This window comes from Sphingomonas bacterium (assembly GCF_903643035.1).
Taxonomy (GTDB): domain Bacteria; phylum Pseudomonadota; class Alphaproteobacteria; order Sphingomonadales; family Sphingomonadaceae; genus Sphingomonas.
Map to the genome: position 1 here is coordinate 1 of NZ_CAHJWW010000019.1, position 20,299 is coordinate 20,299.

The 20,299-nt window shown below is 66.2% G+C and carries 15 protein-coding genes and 2 pseudogenes; 11 read left to right on the forward strand and 6 right to left on the reverse strand.

What is annotated here, in order from left to right; translation table 11 throughout:
* Positions 1–212 precede the first annotated feature (212 nt).
* Positions 213–1,886, forward strand: a complete 1,674-nt coding sequence (locus HUV01_RS02490; protein ID WP_174296746.1) for a flavin-containing monooxygenase — start codon at positions 213–215, stop codon at positions 1,884–1,886.
* A 26-nt stretch (positions 1,887–1,912) separates the two neighbouring features.
* Complete coding sequence (locus HUV01_RS02495; protein WP_174296747.1) at positions 1,913–2,863, forward strand: alpha/beta hydrolase; 951 nt, start codon at positions 1,913–1,915, stop codon at positions 2,861–2,863.
* Between the two features lie 25 nt (positions 2,864–2,888).
* Here the strand turns inward: HUV01_RS02495 and HUV01_RS02500 are convergent, their stop codons facing one another.
* Both HUV01_RS02500 and HUV01_RS02505 read right to left on the reverse strand, forming a co-directional pair.
* The gene (locus tag HUV01_RS02500) at positions 2,889–3,434 is read right to left on the reverse strand and encodes a PadR family transcriptional regulator (RefSeq protein WP_174296748.1); all 546 of its coding nucleotides are present in this window, start codon (positions 3,432–3,434) and stop codon (positions 2,889–2,891) included.
* Positions 3,435–3,644: 210 nt separating this feature from the next.
* Complete coding sequence (locus HUV01_RS02505) at positions 3,645–4,841, reverse strand: acyl-CoA dehydrogenase family protein (protein ID WP_174296749.1); 1,197 nt, start codon at positions 4,839–4,841, stop codon at positions 3,645–3,647.
* Positions 4,842–4,998: 157 nt separating this feature from the next.
* On the opposite strand from HUV01_RS02505, the gene HUV01_RS02510 reads away from it, so the two are divergent.
* From HUV01_RS02510 to HUV01_RS02545, 8 genes and pseudogenes are all read left to right on the forward strand, one after another.
* The gene (locus HUV01_RS02510; RefSeq protein ID WP_254606323.1) at positions 4,999–6,456 is read left to right on the forward strand and encodes a carotenoid oxygenase family protein; all 1,458 of its coding nucleotides are present in this window, start codon (positions 4,999–5,001) and stop codon (positions 6,454–6,456) included.
* A gap of 6 nt (positions 6,457–6,462) precedes the next feature.
* Positions 6,463–7,413 (forward strand): annotated as a pseudogene (locus tag HUV01_RS15045) (NAD(P)H-dependent flavin oxidoreductase); the annotation flags it as partial.
* Entirely contained in the window at positions 7,411–8,946 is a 1,536-nt protein-coding gene (locus HUV01_RS02520; RefSeq protein WP_368039986.1) for an acyl-CoA synthetase, read from the forward strand. The pseudogene HUV01_RS15045 and the gene HUV01_RS02520, both read left to right, overlap by 3 nt.
* Entirely contained in the window at positions 8,946–9,569 is a 624-nt protein-coding gene (locus HUV01_RS02525; RefSeq protein ID WP_174296750.1) for a glutathione S-transferase family protein, read from the forward strand. The genes HUV01_RS02520 and HUV01_RS02525 overlap by 1 nt, the downstream gene beginning before the upstream one ends.
* Positions 9,566–11,215, forward strand: coding sequence for an AMP-binding protein (locus HUV01_RS02530; protein ID WP_174296751.1), 1,650 nt, complete (start codon positions 9,566–9,568; stop codon positions 11,213–11,215). The genes HUV01_RS02525 and HUV01_RS02530 overlap by 4 nt, the downstream gene beginning before the upstream one ends.
* 43 nt (positions 11,216–11,258) lie before the next feature.
* The gene (locus HUV01_RS02535; protein WP_174296752.1) at positions 11,259–12,389 is read left to right on the forward strand and encodes a zinc-binding dehydrogenase; all 1,131 of its coding nucleotides are present in this window, start codon (positions 11,259–11,261) and stop codon (positions 12,387–12,389) included.
* Positions 12,390–12,694: 305 nt separating this feature from the next.
* Entirely contained in the window at positions 12,695–13,762 is a 1,068-nt protein-coding gene (locus HUV01_RS02540; RefSeq protein ID WP_217430878.1) for an NAD(P)H-quinone oxidoreductase, read from the forward strand.
* A 64-nt stretch (positions 13,763–13,826) separates the two neighbouring features.
* On the forward strand, positions 13,827–15,155 hold the full coding sequence (locus HUV01_RS02545) for a saccharopine dehydrogenase NADP-binding domain-containing protein (RefSeq protein ID WP_174296753.1): 1,329 nt from the start codon (positions 13,827–13,829) through the stop codon (positions 15,153–15,155).
* A 244-nt stretch (positions 15,156–15,399) separates the two neighbouring features.
* Here the strand turns inward: HUV01_RS02545 and HUV01_RS02550 are convergent.
* Positions 15,400–15,720, reverse strand: a pseudogene (locus HUV01_RS02550) (ATP-binding protein); the annotation flags it as partial.
* A 140-nt stretch (positions 15,721–15,860) separates the two neighbouring features.
* On the opposite strand from HUV01_RS02550, the gene HUV01_RS02555 reads away from it, so the two are divergent.
* On the forward strand, positions 15,861–18,008 hold the full coding sequence (locus HUV01_RS02555) for a histidine kinase dimerization/phosphoacceptor domain -containing protein (RefSeq protein WP_174296754.1): 2,148 nt from the start codon (positions 15,861–15,863) through the stop codon (positions 18,006–18,008).
* Here HUV01_RS02555 and HUV01_RS02560 read toward each other — a convergent pair.
* The 3 genes from HUV01_RS02560 to HUV01_RS02570 all read right to left on the reverse strand — a co-directional run bounded on the left by HUV01_RS02560 (position 18,005) and on the right by HUV01_RS02570 (position 20,074).
* The gene (locus tag HUV01_RS02560) at positions 18,005–18,529 is read right to left on the reverse strand and encodes a biliverdin-producing heme oxygenase (RefSeq protein ID WP_174296755.1); all 525 of its coding nucleotides are present in this window, start codon (positions 18,527–18,529) and stop codon (positions 18,005–18,007) included. The two genes, HUV01_RS02555 and HUV01_RS02560, sit on opposite strands and share 4 nt — an antisense overlap.
* Before the next feature lie 75 nt (positions 18,530–18,604).
* Positions 18,605–18,985, reverse strand: a complete 381-nt coding sequence (locus tag HUV01_RS02565; protein WP_174296756.1) for a response regulator — start codon at positions 18,983–18,985, stop codon at positions 18,605–18,607.
* Between the two features lie 456 nt (positions 18,986–19,441).
* The gene (locus HUV01_RS02570; RefSeq protein WP_174296757.1) at positions 19,442–20,074 is read right to left on the reverse strand and encodes a tyrosine-type recombinase/integrase; all 633 of its coding nucleotides are present in this window, start codon (positions 20,072–20,074) and stop codon (positions 19,442–19,444) included.
* Positions 20,075–20,299: the final 225 nt, after the last annotated feature.

Here is a 20,299-nt window from a genome sequence, read left to right on the forward strand (position 1 = left end):
CGCTGATGCACGGGCAGGGCGTCGACGTACAGGTGCACTCAGCACTAGGAAATCTTAACCTCGGCACGTGCAGCGACCGTATGGCATGCGGGGATCACCGCTGTCGATACGAAGCGCGGCTACTGCCCGACAGAGCAATCGCCGAAACGCCAGTGCATTTACAATGCAAATAGTTGCATATAATGTGATGATCTTCTTCGAGGATCATAGCCATGAACGCGCGGGACTCGTCCGGGGAGATCAGCACCGGATACGCACGAGCGGTCGACGCGCTGGTGATCGGCGCCGGGTTTGCCGGCCCTTACGCCTTGCACCGTCTACGCCTTCTTGGTTTCACCGCTCACGCTATTGAGGCGGCGCCCGGAGTCGGCGGGACGTGGTATTGGAACCGTTACCCCGGTGCCCGCGTCGACATCGAGAGCCAGGATTATTCCTTTTCCTTCTCGGACGAACTTGAAGCCGAGTGGGCCTGGACGGAACGCTACGCCGCGCAGCCCGAGCTGCTGCGCTATGCCGGGCATGTCGCCGATCGGTTCGACCTGCGTCGCGACATCTCATTCGAGACCAGGGTCGCCGCCATGCGTTTCGGCGACGACGGGCGATGGGTCGCCGAAATGAATACGGGCGAGCTTGTGTCCGCTCGTTACGTGATCGCCGCGACGGGCTGCTTATCGGTCCCCAAGCAGGTCGACATCGCCGGCGCCGACTCCTTTGCCGGCGTCAGTGTCCACACAGGTCGATGGCCGGAGGACGGCCTGAACCTGACAGGCCAGCGGGTGGGGATCATCGGTACCGGCTCGTCCGGGATCCAGTGCATCACTGAGGTGGCGAAGCAAGCCGGTAAGTTATCCGTGTTCCAGCGGACGGCAAATTTCAGCGTGCCAGCCCACAACGCGCCGCTCGCGCCCGATCAGGCGGAGGCGTGGAAGGCGGACCGGCATCGGCACCGGCAGCGTGCGCGCGAGTCTCACCTGGGAACCTCGTCGCTGGTCAGGTCCGAGCGGTCGGCGCTGACCACGCCGCCCGACGAGCGGACCGCCGAGTTCGATCGCCGCTGGGCACAGGGAGGTTTCCAGATGTCGGCTGCGTTCAACGACATCGTCAGCAGCCCGGCCGCGAACGCGCATGCCGTCGAGTTCGTCGCGGCCAAGATCCGCGCCGTCGTGTCGGATCCAGCGGTCGCCGAGGCGCTGGTGCCGAAGGCCTACCCGTTCGGCACGCGGCGGCTGTGCGTGGACACCGGCTATTACGAGACCTTCAATCGCGACAACGTGACCCTGGTCGACGTCGCGGCCGACCCGATCGTCGCGATCGAGCCGGACGGCGTGCGCACCGCCGCGGGATTCCACCCGCTCGACGTACTCATCCACGCGGTCGGCTTCGACGCGATGACGGGGGCGCTGCTGGCGATCGACATCGAAGGCGCGGACGGAGTGACGCTCCGCAACGCGTGGGCTGCCGGGCCGCGCTCCTACCTGGGCTTGATGGTCGCGGGCTTCCCGAACCTGTTCACCGTCACCGGTCCCGGCAGCCCGTCGGTCTTCTCCAACATGATCCTTTCCATCGAGCAGCATGTCGAATGGATCACGGCATGTATAGACGACCTGCGGCGCGATGGGCTGGACCGGATCGAACCGGCAGTCGCGGCGCAGGATGGCTGGGTCGATCACGTCAACGCCGTCGCGGACACGACGCTGCTGCCCCTGACCGACTCCTGGTACACGGGCAGCAACATCGCGGGCAAGCCGCGCGTGTTAATGCCTTACCTCGCCGGCGTCGGCGTCTATCGCCAGGTTTGCGCCGACGTCGTCGCCAATGGCTATCGCGGTTTCGTCATAACAGCATCGGCACCGACCCGCCGCGCAGCCGTCGTCTCCGCGTCGTGAGCCCGCCTCTTGGAGATAAAGCCGTGATGGACCCGCATTTTCGCGCCATGCTCGACGCGGACGCGGAGGCGGCCGCCGCACGGAATCTGCCGGCGCTCGGCATGCTGCCGGCCGCTCCGATCCGCGCGGGGTACCAGACGCAGCGCCGTGCGCTGAGCCGCAACGCCCCCGCCGAGGTCGCGACTCGCGATCTACTTGTATCTGGAGCCGACGGCGACATCGCCGCGCGCCTCTACGAGCCGCCTGGGTGCGATCTGACTGGTCCGGGTCTTGTCTTCTTTCACGGCGGCGGCTTCGTCATCGGCGATCTGGAGACGCATGACGGGTTTTGCCGCCACCTATCGGCGCTGTCGCGTTGCCGCGTGCTGGCAGTCGATTACCGGCTCGCGCCCGAGCATCCGTTCCCCGCCGCGCATGACGACGCGCTGGCGGCGGTGCGGTGGGCGTTCGCGCATGCCGACGAAATTGGCTTTGCGGTCTCGCGCATTGCGGTAGGCGGGGACTCGGCTGGCGCCAATCTGGCGACGTCGATCGCGATCGACCTAAAGGATGATCCCGCGCACCGGCCGGCCTTTCAGCTGCTGCTTTATCCGGCGATCTGGCCGGACGAGCAGACCGGATCGCGCGCGGCGCTGGACGGTCCGATCGTCACGAAAGCGGCGATGCGCTGGTTCGAGGCCTCGTACGCGGCCGCCGGCCACCCCGAGGTCGCCCGCGTACATCTGGGCTCCGACGTCCTTCTCGACGGAATGCCGCCCGCCTACATTGTCACCGCCGGCTTCGACCCGCTCAAGGACGAAGGCCGCGACTATGCGGCGCGCCTCGCCGCGGCCGGCGTCGCGGTCGACCATGTCGAGTACCCGTCAATGATCCACGACTTTCTCACCATGCCCGATGTCTCGCCGGTGGTGGTGGGGGCAACGAGAGCCGCGGCCGAAGCGATGCGCGATGCCCTTGCCCGGACCGACCTGCGCTGATCTGATCTGGGCTGATCGGCAAACCTTATCGGGGCTTGACGCGGCGCAAAAGCTCCAGCGCATCGTTGGCCCAAGCGATCCAGGCGGACTCGTAGCGGATGCCGCCGGCAAGCGCGAGATAGTGGCCCAGCGCCTCACTCTCGAGCGCGCGCGGCTCCGGGTAATGGGTGTCCACCACCGACCGGTAGTGGGCAAGCCGCTCTTCGTGCTGCGCGCGCCGCTCGGCGATGGGCTGCGCTACCTGCTCGGGCGACGCGAGTCCCAGCGTCATGCACTTGACCAGGATCTCGTCCTTGATCGACGCCGGCTCGTTCGACTGGACGACCCACTCCAGCAAATGATCGCGCCCGGCCTGCGTAATCGCGCGAGGGACACGATCAGCTCGGGTTTCGCCGCCTTCCGCGACCGGCTCCAAGAAGCCCTCTCGTTCGAGCCGGGCAAGCTCCTTATAGATCTGTTGGTGCGTCGCGCGCCATATATAGCCCGAGCGCTTGCTGAACCTCTTCGCGAGATCATAGCCGGTCATTGGCCCGTTCAGGACCGTCGCGAGTATCGCCTGCGACAAGGCCATCAGGTGACCGACCGCGTCGGCACGGTGACAGTGCACGCGGGGCGAAGCGCTGGCGGGGCAACCTGCATCCGGTCCAAAATCCCTTGTCGTCCTACTGCGTTGCGTGGATCTTCAACCCTCCTCGCCGATCAGGTCGCGGAACTCAACCACGCCTGCCACCTCGCTGACGGCTGGCGAGGGCCTAGCGCCCGCGCCAGCCGCCAGCGATCATCAATGCACGAGAGCGCCGTCGATATGTGGCGCTGTCCATGGCGCCATCACCGCCGGCGCGAACTGCGCCAGGGAGATGGGATCGACGATCATGTGCTGCGAGCCGACATGCATGTCGCGAATGCAGCGCGCCAACGCCGAGGGATTGCGGATCGCCGTCGCGCCCGCCCACACATGGCAGAAGCGCGTGACGTCCATCGCGAGCTGGGTCAGCCACGTCGCGACGATCCGCATCCGGCCGTTCTGCTCGGCCGAGAGCGAACCGCCGCCGAGCACCGTTGCCTGCACCTCGCCGAACACCTCGTAACAATACGCCCTGCCGGCGCGGTACAGAGACTCGTTGTGCGTGAACTCGCGCTTGAAGATCTCGTTGTTCGCGACGGTGCTCGTATACCCGAGGCGCTTCTTGGTGGAGGCGATCTCGGCGATCTCCTCGAGCGCGCGCTTCATCACGCCCAGCGCGAACGCCGCGTGGCTGACCGCGACGAAGCCCATCAGGCCTATGCGGTAGAGGTCGCCGCCGCGCTTTGGCGGTTCCGGGCTGTCGAGCGCGCCGTCGAGCGTGAAATCGTCGGCGAAGAACTGCTCGGGCACGACATAGTCCTGCGACCCCGTCGCGCGCAGCCCGGTAACGTCCCAATTGCCCATGAACTCGACCCGATCGCGAGGCATGTAGCAGATGCGCGTGCGCGGCCGGCCGTTCGCCTCCATGATCGGCGCGCCGTCCTTCATGAGGATCATGCCGGCGCCCATCCAGTCGGCCTGCGCGCAGCCGCTGCCGAACGAGAACTTGCCGCCGCCGCGCACGCCGCCCTCGACCGGCACGCCCCGCCCGCCGGGCGCCAGCATTCCCGCCGTGATGGCCGGGACCGCACCACCGAACATCGCGTCCGCCGCGCTGTCGCCGACGAAGGCGCCCGCGAAACCGGTGGTCATGGCATTCGCCATGAACGACCAGCCGGTCGCGCCATCGGCACGGCACAGCTCCTCGAGCACGTCGATCGCGGCCAGCATGTCGCCGCCGCCGCCGCCGACCTCGACCGGCAGCATCATCCAATAGAGCCGTGTCTGCCGCAGCGCGTCCGCGACCGGCTCGGTCACGAATCCCTGCTCCTCCGCCGCCAGCGCCTCCGAGCGGATCAGTGCGGCCAGGCTGCTCGCGGCCGACAGGAAAGAGGCGCGAGGAGCGGCTGTCATGGAGACGGACTTTTGCATGCGGACCTCAGGGTTTGAGCGGATCGAGCGGCGGGAGGCCACTGACGCTCCCCATGTATATGCAACAGCTTGCATATGCAAGTGACTGCATATATTGAGCCGGTTTGCAAAAGCCGAAGACGATCCGGGAGAGACCACGATGTCGACCAACCTACGAACCGCCCGCGCCGCCGCGCGCGATAGCGGCAACGGCTATGTCGACATCGATGTGGAGCGTGCCCGATCGATGACGGCGCTTGCCGACGGCCCGAAGCCCCATCCGTTTCTGGAAGGCGTGCACGCGCCGATGACGGAGGAGCTGACGCTGACGACGCTCGACGTCGTCGGGACCATTCCCGCCACGCTCGACGGCCGCTATCTGCGCATCGGTCCGAACCCGATCACCCCCGACCCGGTCGGTTATCACATGTTCATGGGCGACGGAATGGTCCACGGTCTGGCGCTCAAAAATGGGCAGGCGCTGTGGTACCGCAATCGCTGGATCCGCTCGACGGCGGTCAGCGAGGCGCTGAACGAGGCGCCTGCACCCGGGCCGCGCAAGGGACGATCGGACACGGTCAACACCAACGTGGTCGCCATCGGCGGACGGACCTGGGCTTTGGTCGAAGCGGGCGCCAACCCGGTCGAGTTGACCGACACGCTGGAAACGGTCGCCCACAATGCGTTCGACGGTACACTCGACGGCTCGTTCACCGCGCATCCGCATCGCGACCACCTGACCGGCGAGCATCACGCCATCGCCTATGAAGGCGCGGTGCCCAACGAGGTGCGCTATGTCGTCATATCGGCCGAGGGCGCGGTCACGCGCGAACTGTCGATCCCGGTGGAGCATGGCCCCGCGATCCACGACTGTTCGTTCACGCAGTCTCAAGTCCTCATCTACGATCTCCCGGTAACGCTCTCGCCGGCCGCGATCCGGGCGGCGATGGCCGGCGGGGAGCGCTTTGTCTATCGCTGGAACCCGGAACACCGCGCCAGGGTGGGGCTGCTGCCGCGCGCCGGCGGGGCCGACGACATCGTCTGGTGCGACGTGGAGCCCTGCTACATCTTCCATGCCGCCAATGCCTACGACCTGCCTGACGGGCGCGTGGTTGCGCACGTCGTGGCCTATGACGATTATTTCATCGATAGCCAGCCCGATCCCGACGCGACCGGCCGGCTGGAGCGCTGGACGATCGATCCAGCGACGTGCTCCGTCGAGCGCATCGTGGTCGACGCCTGTTCGCAGGAGTTTCCGACGACCGACGAGCGCCGCAACGGCCTGGCGAACCGCTACGCCTTCACCATGGAGGTCGGCCCGGGCGGCATCGAGAACTATCGCGGGACCCGCCTCTACCGACACGACCTTGAGACGGGCGGCAAGCAGGCGCACGACTTCGGCGCCGACCGCCATCCGGGCGAGTTCGTCTTCACGCCGCGTGACGTTGACGCCGCGGAGGGCGACGGCTGGCTGATGGGGCTGGTCGTCAACCGCGCCGACGAGACGACCGACTTGGCGATCATCGACACCGCCGACTTCACCGGCCCACCGGTGGCCCAGATCCGCATTCCGCACCGCGTGCCCGCCGGCTTCCACGGCAACTGGATCGCGAGCTGAACCGCGATGTCGCTTCCTTCCCTCTTCGATCGATTGCGGCTGCCGGTCATTTGCTCGCCGCTGTTCATCATCTCCAACCCCGACCTGGTGATCGCGCAATGCTGCGCCGGCGTGATCGGCAGCTTTCCGTCGCTGAACGCCCGCCCGGTGTCGCTGCTCGACGAGTGGCTGCACCGCATCACGGAGGAGCTCGCGGTATGGGACCGCGACCATCCCGATACGCCGGCGGCGCCGTTCGCGGTCAACCAGATCGTCCACCGGACCAACGACCGGCTTGACGAGGACCTGGAGCTTTGCGCCAAACATGAGGTGCCGCTGATCATCACTTCGCTCGGCGCGCGCGAGGATCTGAACCGGGCGGTGCACGGCTGGGGCGGGCTGGTGCTCCACGACGTCATCGATGACCGGTTCGCGCGCAAGGCGATCGACAAGGGTGCCGACGGGCTGATCGCGGTCGCGGCGGGCGCGGGCGGCCATGCCGGGCGGTTGTCGCCATTCGCGCTGGTGCACGAGCTGCGCCGCTGGTTTGACGGGCCGATCGCGCTGTCCGGAGCGATCGCCGACGGGCGCGCGATCCTGGCGGCCCAAGCGATGGGCGCCGATCTCGCCTATATTGGATCCTTGTTCATCGCCTCGAGCGAGGCCAATGCCGACGAGCGCTACAAGCGGATGATCGTCGAGTCGGCCGCCGACGACATCGTCTATTCTAACCTGTTCACCGGCGTCCACGGCAACTACCTGCGCCCGTCGATCCTCGCCGCCGGGCTCGATCCCGACGCGCTGCCGGAAAGTAACGCGAGCGCGATGAGCTTCGGCTCCGGCACGATCGGCAAGGCGAAGGCGTGGCGCGACATCTGGGGATGCGGCCAGGGGATCGGCGCGGTCGACGCGGTGATGCCGGCCGCCGAGCACGTGGCGCGACTGGCGAGCGACTATGCCGATGCGAAACGCAGGCTGGATACGAGGTTCGTCGCGCAGCACGACGCCCCGGAGGCGGTGGTGATTGCCGGCATGCGGACCCGCAGCCACGCCGAGATCCGCCACCGCGCCGCGCAGGTCGCGCAGGGCTTCAATGATCTCGGCATCGTCGAGGGGGGAACCGTCGCGCTGCTGCTGCGCAACGACCTCGCCTTCTTCGAGGCGACGCTGGGGGCGGCGCTGGCGGGCGCCTATCCGGTCCCGATCAACTGGCACGCGACCGCCGACGAGGCTGGATACATCTTGCGCGACTGTAGTGCCAAGGCCTTGGTGGTCCATACTGATCTGCTCCCAGGCATCGTCGCAGCGGTGCCGCCCGGGCTGCCGATCCTCGTGGTCGACACCCCGCCTGAGATCCGCCGCGCCTACCGGGTCTCGCCACTGGTCGCCCCGGTCGACGGTGTCGAGGGATGGGAAGCCTGGCTTCGCCGTCAGGCGCCGATCGCCGCGCCCAGTGCCGCCAACCGCGCGGCGGTGATCTACACTTCCGGCACCACCGGCCAACCCAAGGGCGTCAAACGCGGGCCGACGCCGCCCAATCCCGCCGCAGCGATCGGCTACGGCTTCGGCGCAGACGAGGCGCGCACGGTGCTCATGAACGGTCCGATGTACCATTCCGCGCCCAACAGCTACGGCATGCTCGCGCTGGCGAAGGATGCGCGCATCGTCCTGCAGCCGCGCTTCGATGCGGAGGAGATGCTCGCGCTGATCGAACGCTACCGCGTCAGCCACATGCACATCGTGCCGACGATGTTCGTCCGCCTTCTTCGCCTGCCGCCGGCGGTGAAGGATCGCTACGACCTGTCGTCGCTGCGGTTCGTGGTGCACGGAGCCGCGCCCTGTCCGCCCGCGGTCAAGCGCGCGATGATCGACTGGTGGGGCCCGGTCATCCACGAATATTACGGATCGACCGAGACCGGCCTCGCCACCGCGCACGGCTCGGCGGAGGCGCTGGCGCGGCCCGGCACCGCCGGTCGCGCGCTGCCCGGGGTGGAGATCCGTGTCCTCGACGACGGCGGCACTGTCCTTCCTCCGGGAGGGATCGGCGATGTCTTCGTACGCTCGTCGTCGACGGCGGCGTTCGCCTATATCGGTCGCGACGACCCGCGCCGTGCCGACGGTTTCGTAACGGTCGGCGACATCGGCTACCTCGATGATGACGGCTACCTGTTCCTCCGCGACCGCCGGCGCGACATGATCATTTCGGGCGGGGTCAACATCTACCCAGCCGAGGTCGAGGCGGCGCTGCTCGCGATGTCCGGGGTGCGCGACTGCGCGGTGTTCGGCGTGCCCGACGCAGAGTTCGGCGAGGCGGTGCGCGCGCATGTCGAGGTGGAGGCGCACGGCCCGGACGCGGCGGCGATGCGCGAGGCGCTCGCCTCCAGCCTCAGCCGCTTCAAGATTCCGCGCACGATCGAGATCGCCGCCGCGCTGCCGCGAGAGGACTCGGGCAAGATCTTCAAGCGCAAGCTGCGCGAACCCTATTGGGTCGCCGCCGGGAGGACGATCTGATGACGGTGGAACTCTACCATGGGGACGGCACGCGCTCGCTCAGGGTCCGGTGGGTGCTGGAGGAGTTGGGTATCGCCTATACGCTGCACCGGCTGCCGTTCCCGCCGCGCCTCAAGCAGCCCGAATATCTGTCGATCAACCCGCTCGGCTCGCTGCCCTTCCTCATCGACGGCGAGGTGCAGCTGTCGGAATCGATGGCGATGTGCGAGTATCTCGTCGCGCGGCATGGTCCCTCGCCGCTGACCGTCGGGCCCGACGACTTCGGCTTCGCCGCTTATCGCCAGTTCTGCTGGTTCGGGGAAGCGACCCTGATGCCGCCGGTCGGCACGCTGGTGCGCTACCTGATGATGACCGCCGCGGCCGATCGTCCGGCCGGTGTCGTCGAGGCGGCGCGCGACAGTTTCGCTCAACGCCTGAAGGCTGTCAGCCGAGGTCTCGAGGATCGCGAATACCTGGTAGCCGATCGCTTGACGCTTGCGGACGTGTCGGTCGGCTACGTTCTTGGTCTCGCCGCGCTGCTCGGCGAGTCAGATGACTTCCCGGCTGCGATCACCGCCTATCTGGCGCGCTTGCGTGGGCGTGACGCTTATCGCCGGGCGGCGGAACGCGAAGGCCAGCGATGATCGCCTACGACGAAGCGATGGCCAGCTTCGATCCGTCACGCGCCTGGGAGGTGCTCTCGGGAAATCCAGCAGCGGTCAACGCCTGCGTCGAGTGCTGCGATCGGCACGCCGACGGCGACGGGATAGCGCTGCGCTGGGTCGGCGGGCCGAACGAGGAGGAGAGCTGGACCTTCGCCATGCTTCGCGACGCCGCTGCGCGCTTCGCCGGTGTGCTCGTCGAGGCGGGCGTGCGACCGGGCGATCGGGTTGCCGGACTTCTGCCGCGCATCCCGGAGCTGCTGGTCACGATCCTAGGCACCTGGCGCGCGGGCGCGGTCTACCAGCCGCTATTCACCGCCTTCGGTCCGAAGGCAATCGCGCATCGCCTCGCTACCGCCGGCACGCGCCTGATCGTCACCGACGTCGCGAACCGCGCCAAGCTCGCCGATGTCGACGGCTGTCCTTCGACGCTCGTCGTGGGCGCGGCGGCGCATGGCCTGCCCGACCACGACTTCGCCGCCGCGCTCGACCGTTGCCTGGCGACCTTCGCGCCTGTCATGCGCACCGCCGACGACCCGTTCCTGATGATGTTCACGTCCGGGACGACGGGTCCGGCCAAGGCGGTGATGGTGCCGATCCGCGCGCTCGTCGCCTTCGTCGGCTATCTGCGCGATGCGGTCGACCTGCGCGCCTCCGACCGCTTTTGGAACCTCGCCGATCCCGGCTGGGCCTATGGGCTTTACTATGCCGTGGCCGGGCCGCTGGCGATGGGGTGCGCGACCACGTTCCACGCGGGGTCGTTCACCGCGGAGAGCACCTTTCGGGTCATCAAGCGCCTCGGCATCACCAACCTTGCCGGCTCGCCCACCGCGTTCCGTCTGTTGATGGCGGCAGGCCCGGGACCGGCGGAGGCCATCGACGGCCACCTGCGCGTGGTCAGCAGCGCTGGCGAGCCGCTCAATGGCGAGGTGATCCGCTGGTTTCGGACGCATCTCGGCGTCACGATCCACGACCATTATGGCCAGACCGAGCTCGGTATGGTGCTGTGCAATCACCATGCCCTCGACCACCCGGTGCACCAGGGCAGCGCCGGCTTCGCGGTGCCGGGACACCGGGTCGTGGTGGTCGACGATGTCCTTCGCGAGCTGCCGCCGGGGCACCCCGGAACGCTCGCGGTGGACCGCGCGCGATCACCGCTGTTCTGGTTCGCCGGCTATTACGAGCTGCCGACACCCGCACTGCGCGGCGACTATTATCTCAGCGGCGACACGGTCGAACGCGGGGTCGATGGCGCGATCAGCTTCGTCGGCCGCGACGACGACGTCATCACCTCCTCGGGCTACCGAATCGGCCCGTTCGAGGTCGAGAGCGCGTTGCTCGAGCACGCCGCGGTCGTGGAGAGCGCGGTGATCGGCAAGCCCGACCCGGTTCGTACGGAGATCGTGAAGGCTGTCGTCGTGCTTGCCGAGGGTGTTGTTCCCAATGCGGCGCTGGTCGAAGAACTTCAGCGGCATGTCCGCGAGCGGCTCTCCGCCCATGCCTATCCTCGCGAAATCGCCTTCGTCGCCGATCTGCCGAAGACGCCGAGCGGCAAGCTTCAGCGCTTCCTGCTCAGGAATGCCGAGGTCGGGACGGCACCTCGGCCGGGCTCCAGCCCCGCCCGATGATTAGCCGCAACGCCTCCGAACGAGTGCTTACAGGAGCCAGTAGATGACCGAAACCACGACCGGGCTAGAACTGCGCTCAGAGGTGACGCCGCAAGGAAAGTTGCGGCTTACGCTCGAGGAGGTGGCCGTGCCGACGCCCGGCCCGGACGAGGTCGTTGTCAGGATCGAGGCGGCGCCGATCAACCCCTCGGACCTGCGGCTGCTGATCGGCCCGGCCGACCTGTCCACTATGGTCGTTGGGGGTACCGACGAGCGGCCCGGCCTTACCTTCGCGGTGCCGGCGGACAGAATGCCGGCGCTTCGCGCCCGGCTCGGTCAGTCGATGCCCGTGGGGAACGAGGGAGCGGGGACAGTCGTCGCCACCGGGTCGGGCACGTCGCATCTTGCGGGGCGACGCGTCGGCTTTGGCGGAGGAGGCACCTACGCCCAATACCGAACGGTGTCGGCGGCGCATTGCCTGGTTTTGCCCGACGGTGCGAGCGCCGCGGACGGAGCGTCGACCTTCGTCAACCCTCTGACGTCGCTCGGGTTCGTCGAGACGATGCGGGCGGAGGGTCATCGAGCGATCGTTCATACGGCGGCCGCGTCGAACCTGGGGCAGATGCTCAACCGCATCTGCCTCGCAGATGACATTCCGTTGGTGAACATCGTCAGGAGCCCCCAACAAGTGGCGATCCTGCGCGATATGGGCGCCGCGCACGTCCTAGATAGCGGACAGCCCGATTTCCGCGAGCGCCTCGTCGACGCGATCGTTGCGACGGGCGCAACGCTTGCCTTCGACGCCATCGGTGGCGGCAGGGCCGGCGGCGAGATCCTCGCCGCGATGGAGCAGGCCGCTGGGCGAGCCGGGGGCGACTATGACCGCTATGGGTCGGGAACCTTCAAGCAGCTCTACATCTACGGGTCGCTGGATCTCGGCCCGACCATCCTGGAGCGCCAGTCGTTCGGCTTTTCCTGGAGCGCGTCCGGCTGGCTGCTTACCCCGTTCCTGGCAAAGACCGGAGGGGAGCGGCTCGCGGAGCTCCGCAAGCGCATCGCCGACGAGCTCACGACGACATTCGCCAGCCGCTACACAAGGACGATAAGCCTCAGCGAGGCACTGCAACCCGGAATTCTCGCTTCCTATGAGCGCAAGGCGACAGGCGAGAAGTACCTCATTGACCCCTCGCGATAGGGCCCGCCGCGGCTTTCTTGAGACGTCGAAGGACGAGGACTTCTTAGCTCCGTCCTCACGATCTGCGTCGACGGAACATTGGCGCCCCGACGCTGATCCAAGCGACGCCTGATTTAACGTTCCATGGCGGCAATTCGCCTGATCCCGGCACGGCGACGAGAGGCAAGACTTGTTATATGCAACTATGTGCATATATGACCCTCAGCGCACATATGGACGTGTGGCTCCGAATGTAGAGCCCGAGGGGGATCGCCTAGGCGCGAACCTCCACGAAGCGGCGTCACTCCTGGAAGGAACCGGTCACGATGGAAAAGCTACCACAGAGCATGGCCGCGGTCGATATCAAGGGTGGCCACGGCCCCGCCTCTGCCCTCGTTGCTTCGGAGTTGCCCGTACCGGTGGCCGGCGACGGGCAGGTCGTGATCCGCGTCTTCGCGGCAGGCATCAATCGGCCCGACGTCTTTCAACGCATGGGCTATTACCCGCCGCCGCCCGGCGCCCCGGCAACTCTGGGGCTTGAGGTGTCAGGCGAGATCGTCGCAGCAAGTGGTCGATGGAAGCTGGGCGACCGTGTCGTCGCCTTGCTCGGTGGCGGCGGATACGCCGAGTACGTCGTCGCTGATGCGAACCATGTGCTTCCCCATCCCGAAACACTGGACGCGATCTCGGCTGCCGCGCTTCCCGAGACGGTGTTTACCGTCTTTGCCAACGTGTTCGAGGATGGCAAGCTAAGGGCCGGCCAGACGTTGCTCGTCCACGGGGCGAACTCGGGCATCGGCACGACCGCCATTCAGATGGCCAAGGCTGCCGGGGCGACCGTCATCGCGACCGCGCGGGGACCGGACAAGGTGAAGGCCGCCCTCGACTTGGGCGCGGACGTGGCGATCGACGTGAAGGCGGACACGATCGGCGGCAAGGTCAAGTCGGTGCTCGGTCTGGGTGCAGACGCACCGGGCGGTACGACGTCGGGCAGCTTCGCGGAGATCGCAAATGCTCATGGCGGCGTTGACGTGATCCTCGACATGGTCGGCGGTGATTACTTCGCAGGCAACCTCCAGGCGCTAAAGCCGCATGGCCGCATCATCTACATCGCAGGGCTGTCCGGGATGGAGATTACCGTCCCGATCATGGCACTGATGGCCAAGCGGGCGGTCATCACCGGTTCGACGCTTCGCTCGCGCACCTCAGAGGAAAAGAGCGCCCTCGCCAAGCGGGTCGAGGAGGTCGTCTGGCCTTGGATTGCCGAGGGCAAGCTCCGGCCGCAGATCGACTCCACTTTTCCGCTGGCGGAAGCCGCCGCGGCGCACGAGCGCATGGAGTCAGGCTCGCACGGTGGCAAGATCGTGCTCACCGTTGCCGGCCCCGGCAAGTGACGCAGAATTTCCTGGCCACACCGCAAGTCGCCACGGGCATCCCGATAGGAAGGCAGTGCAAGACATGACCGACAATGCTTCGAACGCAGGGCCGAACGACACGCGCGAGTTTGACCTCGTGGTTTTCGGCGCCACGGGACTGACCGGCCGCCTCGTCGTGGAGCAGCTCGCCGCCAATGATGGTTCTCTTGGCCGAGCTAGTGGCAAGCGGCGCTGGGCCGTCTCCGGGCGCGACCGCGCAAAGGTGGCGGGCGTGCTCAAGGATCTCTCCCTCGATGAAGTCGAGATCATCGTGGCGGACCTTGAGGACACACCCTCTCTTGAGGCGCTCGCCGCCCGGACGACGGTCGTGCTAAGCCTGGCCGGCCCCTATACCAAGACAGCGGAAACGCTGATCGGCGCATGCGTCGCGGCAGGCACATCATACGTCGACCTCAGTGGCGAGATCCCGTTGTTGCGGCGGGTGGTCGACCGCTTCGACGATGCGGCGAAACGCGCTGGTGTTCAGGTCGTCCAGATGGCCGGGTGGGAAGCAATGCCCGCCGATCTCGCCACCCTAGTCGCGTGCCGGCGAGCCGCGCCGGAGCATACTGGAGACGACGGACCGGGCGCAGCCGACCCGATCACGGCTGTGACAGTCTCGATCAAGTTCACGCGTGTGCCCGAAGGCGGCGTGCCCTTCAAACAATCGGTGTCGGCAGGCACGATGGCAAGCGTCATAGCGATGCTGGATGATCCTGACGCGCGATTCGTCGGACGAACGGAGGCGCTGTTGCCAGAGGGATCGCGCGGGCCCAAAGCTCTGCGCCCGGCTCCCTTGCGTCTCGGCGCCAAGGAGGTCGACGGCAGGGTCCTCGGTCCGGTCGTGCCTGTCGCCTTCCTCAATCCTCCCATCGTCAATCGGACCGCGGCGCTGCTCGCCGAGGAACGCGGCGAAGCGTATCAGCCGGCGGATTATCGAGAGGGCGTCGATGCGGGATGGTCGGGCGGCACAGGCGGCCTTCGCCGCACGGCACGAGCGACCATGAAGGGAGTTGGCCAGCGGCTCGCCGTCGGCATGACTCGTCTGCCGCTGACCGTCCGGCGCGCGATCGCCAGCGGCATCCGCAAGATCCTGCCCGAGGCAGGCACAGGCCCATCCGGCTCCTACCTGCATGACTGGAACTGGACGGTGCAGGCACACGCCACCGGCCGGAACGGTGCGGTGGGAACAGCAACGATTGAGGGCAGCGGCCATCCGGGCTACACGGCCACGGCTGCCATCATCGTCGAGGTGGCGCTGCGGATGGCTGCCAGACGGTCGGGGACGAGTCGGGCGGGCTGCATCACGCCTGCCCTGGCGATCGGTGCGAGCGACGAAGAACTGAAGGTCAGCTCTCTCCGCCTACGCTAGCTGCCAGCAAACCGGTCGCGATGGTCCTGATGCGGCGCGAGTGAGCCGAGGGTTAGAACCTGCCCGCAGGTGTAAATAGGCGTCCAACCGGGACCCCTTATCGGCGTGTAAAAGGGACCTCCTCTTCGAGCAGCGGCACGATGATGGCGGGCGCACCTTTCGCGCTGGTTGCGGCGTAGGGCGGGCGTAGCCCGACCGGAGGCGTAACCAGCGCGAAGCGTCCTTCCACCGGGTGCCGCGGGCGTCAGCTACGGTGCTTGAGGCGCCAGCTGTCGTTGCCGGTCTCGACGATGTCGCAGTGGTGCGTGAGCCGGTCGAGCATGGCGGTCGTCATTTGAGGATCACCGAACACGCTCGGCCACTCGCCGAACGCTAGGTTGGTGGTGATGATCACCGAGGTGCGCTCGTAGAGCTTGCTGACGAGGTGGAACAGCAGCTGCCCGCCGGACCGCGCGAACGGCAGATAGCCAAGCTCGTCCAGCACAACGACGTCGAGCCGCGAGAGCTGAGCAGCCAGCGTCCCGGCCTTGCCGATCCGGGCCTCTTCCTCGAGCCGGGTCACAAGTGAGCTTCGTAAGCTTGCTGCTCCTCACACGACAGGCGTGTTTCGATAGGCCGCAGAAAATTTCCGTGTAGGAAGCGGAATACCGACTTTGCTTTCGAAGCCACGCTTGAGGCCACGAAACGACTAGGAAGTAGCGTAAGATGGCTGTGCTGAGTTCCGAGGCTCACGACGACCTCGACCTTACCGGATGCGACCGTGAGCCGATCCATGTGCCGGGTTCGATACAGCCTCACGGCATTCTGCTGGTGGCTGACGCGGAAACGCTTCGCGTGGTGGCAGGCGCCGGTGAGCTGGAACGTGATCTGGCTTTGGACTGGCTCGGCCGCGATCTGTCCGATCTGCTGGGGCAGGATATTTGCGTTCTGATCGGGAACACGCCTGCGGGGCCCGGCGGAACGCTCCTCGCCGAGCCGCTGAAGGTTGAGAACCGATCCTACGACGTAGCGCTCCACCGTACCGGCAAGTTGCTGATCGCGGAACTCGAACACTCTGCCGAAGCGCCGAGAACGGCCGGCGCATTGCTGGCGTGGCTTGACGCTATCGCGAGCAACTTCGAACGGTCGGGCGATCTTCTCGCACTTTGTGCGCGCGCTGCGGCGGCATTCCGCTCGCTGACCGGGTATGATCGCGTGATGGTCTACCGCTTTGTCGACGACGAGGCCGGTCGTGTAATCGCCGAGGATCGCGATCCTGCGCTCGGCACCTTCATGCACCATCATTTCCCTGCAACCGATATACCCAAGCAGGCGCGCGCGCTCTACGTTCGCAACCGTGCGCGGGTGATCCCGGATATCCATTACACGCCCGCTCCGCTTCGCCCGGCCGGCTTCGAGCAGTTGGACCTGAGCGATGCAGCGTTGCGAAGCGTGTCGCCGATCCACCTCCAATATCTCCGCAACATGGGTGTGGAAGCCTCGGCGTCGATCTCGATCGTCAAGGACGGCATGTTGTGGGGGCTCATCGCCTGCCACCATCATGCGCCAAAACAAATACCTCGCGACGTCCGTGCAGCGGCGACCGCGCTTGCCGGCGGGCTGGCCAGGCAGATCCGCGCGAAGGAAGAGGCGGAGACCTACCGCGAGCGCCTACGTTTGCGAGCGGCGGAGGATGCGGTCATTCCGCGGACTGCGCGCGACCAGCCGCTTCATCAGGCAGTGCGGGCAGTCAGCGCCGACCTGCAGGCGATGTTTGGCGGCGACGGACTGGCGCTCGTGCAAGACGGGGAGGTCAGCCTCTACGGCACCTGTCCGCCTGCGGATCTTGTGGCAGAGCTTGCTGCATGGTCACGAGCGCACAGGCCCGGCCGACCGTTCGCATCCCATCACTTGTCATCGGTATACCCGGCTGCGAAAAGCTGCGCTGCGGAAGCCAGTGGGCTGCTATCCATCCCGCTTGCCGACGAAGGGGCGACGTTGCTCTGGTTTCGGGCCGAGCAGGTCGAGGAGGTTGAGTGGGCGGGAAACCCCCACAAGGCGGTCGGCCACGATCCGGGTGCCGTGCTGACGCCGCGCACCTCGTTCGAGTCCTGGACGCAGACTGTTCGCGGCCGCTCGCAACGCTGGTCACTCGAGGAGGTGGAAGCTGCCCGACGCATCCGTCGGGTGTTTCATGAAGCTCATCGCAATCGCCAGATCGTGCTGCTCAACAACGAACTGCAACGAACCCTCGCCGACCGTGATGCCCTGATCGCGCAAAAAGACATCTTGATGAAGGAGGTGGACCATCGCGTTCAGAACAGCCTCCAGCTCGTCGCGGCGTTCCTCTCCATTCAGGCTCGCGAAGCCGGGCCTGGCGCTGTGTCCGACCATCTTGCGGAAGCGCAATCGCGCCTGGCTGCGGTCGCCTTGGTTCATAAGCGCCTCTACCAGGGCGAGGAGATCGCCACGATCGATCTGTCCCGCTACCTCGAAGAGCTGCTGGGTGACATGAAGAAGACGCTGGGTGCCGACTGGTCACGACGGATGCGGGTCGATCTGGCTCCGGTGCTGGTTCCCACCGATCGCGCCGTCAACATCGGCCTGATCGGAACAGAGCTTGTCATCAATGCGACAAAATACGCTTATGGCGGCGAGGCGGGGCCGTTGGACATCACGCTGGAACAGCATCGCGACCAACTCCGCTTCGTGGTCGCCGATCAGGGGCGCGGCAAATCGGGAGACGGACAGGGTTTCGGCAGCCGCATGCTCAACGCCATGGTGACGAGCCTTTCGGGGAGCATTCAATATGACGACAATCATCCAGGCTTATGCGCCGCGCTTGTCGCCCCGATCGAGGAGCCGATCCGCTAGGGCGGCGAAACCGCTGCTGCTCGTTGGTACAGATCGAAGCAGGCCTCCGCGCCGATGACGGCGTGTTTCAGCCATGCATCGCCGCCGGCCGTTGCCTGGGCGTCGAAGGTGCTGCGGAATGCTCGCCATTCTCCTGGTGTGTGGACAGCCCGCAGGTAATTGGCTGGGAAACTTGCCGGGACCCGGTCGGCGAGCACTCTGCCGCCAAGGCGCGAACCTTCGAGAACGTAGAGGACGCCCCAAGGATATGCGGGATGGGAGTCGGCCACGATCGTGAGAGGGTCCGGCATCTCCACACCGAGTGCCCTCAGGTCATTGGCCAGCAAATCAGCTCTCGGCCGCCATACAGGAAGTTCGCGCGCCGGCGCCAGGACACCCTCGGCGGCGATAAGCGCATGAGCGTGAGCCAGCAGGAAGCGTTCATACGAAGCTTTCACGTCGAGGCAGTAGGCGCTGAAAGCCGCATCGACCTTGTCATGCGCTTTCGACGTGCGCGCTCTCAACTGGGTCACGGCAGACATGGAACGTCATTGGCGCGTCGAGTGCATCGCGTCGACTGTCGAGTGCAAGCGGGCGATCGTCCAACAAGCCTTGGGCTATACGGCCGTCTTCAACGGCTCGGGCTTCTTGCCCTCCGGCAACTTTTGCTGGAGGTGATTGATAACCAGATCGTGATCGAACGGCTTGGTAATGAACGACGCCTTGTTCGGCATGTCGCCCGGGTTCGGCGTCATACGGCCGCTAGCGATGACGATCTCGATGTGCGGCCAGCGCTCCGCAACGTGGCGCGCGAGGCCGAACCCGTCGAGGGTGCCGGGCATTTCCACGTCGGAGAACAGGAGCACGATACTCTCGGCGTGCTGCTCCAGCAGCTTGGCAGCGTCATCGCCGTTGGCGGCCTCGTAGAAGCGAAAGCCCGCGTCCTCCAGGATCTCGCAAGCGTGCATGAGGATCAGCACGTCGTCATCTACGACCATGGCATAAGGAACGGTGGAGGTTGTCCTCCGCGCTCAACCCGCGCCGGGCCAACTAGTTGCTGTGCCCCGGCTCGGCTTGCAGTAGTCACCCCGACAGAGCAGCGCCGTTTACTTCGAACGTCCGACGAGTTGGTCGGGAAGCTGGCGACGGAGCTCCTCGGCGTCGCGGGTGAGGGCACCAGCCAGCATCAGGTGTTCACGACCCACGATCGCGCGATCCGACAAGCCGCACCACGATGTTTCCGTCATGGCCAGCGACCCTCAATCTCAACGTCTAGCGGAAGCTCGGCTCTGCCACCAAAGGCTCGGGCCTCCGGACGACTGAAAGGCAACCATTTTGCCCCGCTCACCTGACCCGTTGGCTGGCAGCGGCGATCCCAGCCTATCCGGAACATGTATAAGCGGCGAATTTTGGGAAGCTGTAGGAGAGGTATAAATTTCGCCTTCTGGGTCCGCTCAGACCTCAGTGCGTTCAGCCAGTTCCAAAGCGTCCTCCACGTCAACGCCCAGATATCGCACCGTGCTGTCGATTTTGGCATGACCGAGTAGGATCTGAACGGCGCGGAGGTTGCCAGTCGCCTTATAGATGATCGATGCTTTCGTGCGCCGAAGCGAGTGCGTCCCGTAATCCTGAGCCGGGAGGCCGATGCCGATCACCCACTCGTGTACGAGGCGGGCATATTGCCGCGTGCTCATGTGGGCCATGTAGTCGTTTCGGCTCGGGAAGACGAAGTCGTTCAGCGTCCCGCGGCGTCGCTCCAACCATGCCCGCATCGTCTTTCGTGCCGTATCCATCAGCTCGAACTGAACCGGTCGTTTGGTCTTCTGCTGAACCACGACGGCGCGGTCACGGACGCGCCCGCCGGAAACTACATCGCCGATCCGCACCTTGACCACATCACAGCCGCGCAGCTTGCTGTCGATGGCGAAGTCGAACAGCGCTCGGTCGCGCAGTCGTCTATGCTGGTCGAGCCAGAAGCGAATGGCCCAGACCTGTTGCTGTTTCAGCGCCCGCTTCGCACCGATAAGCCGGCCTTCGTTCCAGGGTCGAAGTTCGTGAAAGGCGGGGTCCATCGACGAATGACCCATCGATCGTCTCCATCGGGCCGGCTCGGCCACTCGAGCGTACGCAGGCGCGGTAAACCGGCGGTTCGCAAATGTGGTTGGTCGGTGGTCGGTGATGCTGAACGAGCGGCCGATTTCGGGTTGCGTCTGGTGGTCTCTGAGCGGCCGGAAGTGGGTCTTCGTTAGTCGTAAGCAGGGTGGCTTCACCGCCGCAGTGGGGATGTATTTCGCCGTGCAAACCGCGCCATG

Bases quoted from the DNA above. Each gene is read 5' to 3' on its own strand.
- HUV01_RS02490 (WP_174296746.1), top strand. From the start codon at position 213: ATGAACGCGCGGGACTCGTCCGGGGAGATCAGCACCGGATACGCACGA.
- HUV01_RS02495 (WP_174296747.1), top strand. From the start codon at position 1,913: ATGGACCCGCATTTTCGCGCCATGCTCGACGCGGACGCGGAGGCGGCC.
- HUV01_RS02500 (WP_174296748.1), bottom strand. From the start codon at position 3,434: ATGGCCTTGTCGCAGGCGATACTCGCGACGGTCCTGAACGGGCCAATG.
- HUV01_RS02505 (WP_174296749.1), bottom strand. From the start codon at position 4,841: ATGACAGCCGCTCCTCGCGCCTCTTTCCTGTCGGCCGCGAGCAGCCTG.
- HUV01_RS02510 (WP_254606323.1), top strand. From the start codon at position 4,999: ATGTCGACCAACCTACGAACCGCCCGCGCCGCCGCGCGCGATAGCGGC.
- HUV01_RS02525 (WP_174296750.1), top strand. From the start codon at position 8,946: ATGACGGTGGAACTCTACCATGGGGACGGCACGCGCTCGCTCAGGGTC.
- HUV01_RS02530 (WP_174296751.1), top strand. From the start codon at position 9,566: ATGATCGCCTACGACGAAGCGATGGCCAGCTTCGATCCGTCACGCGCC.
- HUV01_RS02535 (WP_174296752.1), top strand. From the start codon at position 11,259: ATGACCGAAACCACGACCGGGCTAGAACTGCGCTCAGAGGTGACGCCG.
- HUV01_RS02540 (WP_217430878.1), top strand. From the start codon at position 12,695: ATGGAAAAGCTACCACAGAGCATGGCCGCGGTCGATATCAAGGGTGGC.
- HUV01_RS02545 (WP_174296753.1), top strand. From the start codon at position 13,827: ATGACCGACAATGCTTCGAACGCAGGGCCGAACGACACGCGCGAGTTT.
- HUV01_RS02555 (WP_174296754.1), top strand. From the start codon at position 15,861: ATGGCTGTGCTGAGTTCCGAGGCTCACGACGACCTCGACCTTACCGGA.
- HUV01_RS02560 (WP_174296755.1), bottom strand. From the start codon at position 18,529: ATGTCTGCCGTGACCCAGTTGAGAGCGCGCACGTCGAAAGCGCATGAC.
- HUV01_RS02565 (WP_174296756.1), bottom strand. From the start codon at position 18,985: ATGGTCGTAGATGACGACGTGCTGATCCTCATGCACGCTTGCGAGATC.
- HUV01_RS02570 (WP_174296757.1), bottom strand. From the start codon at position 20,074: ATGGGTCATTCGTCGATGGACCCCGCCTTTCACGAACTTCGACCCTGG.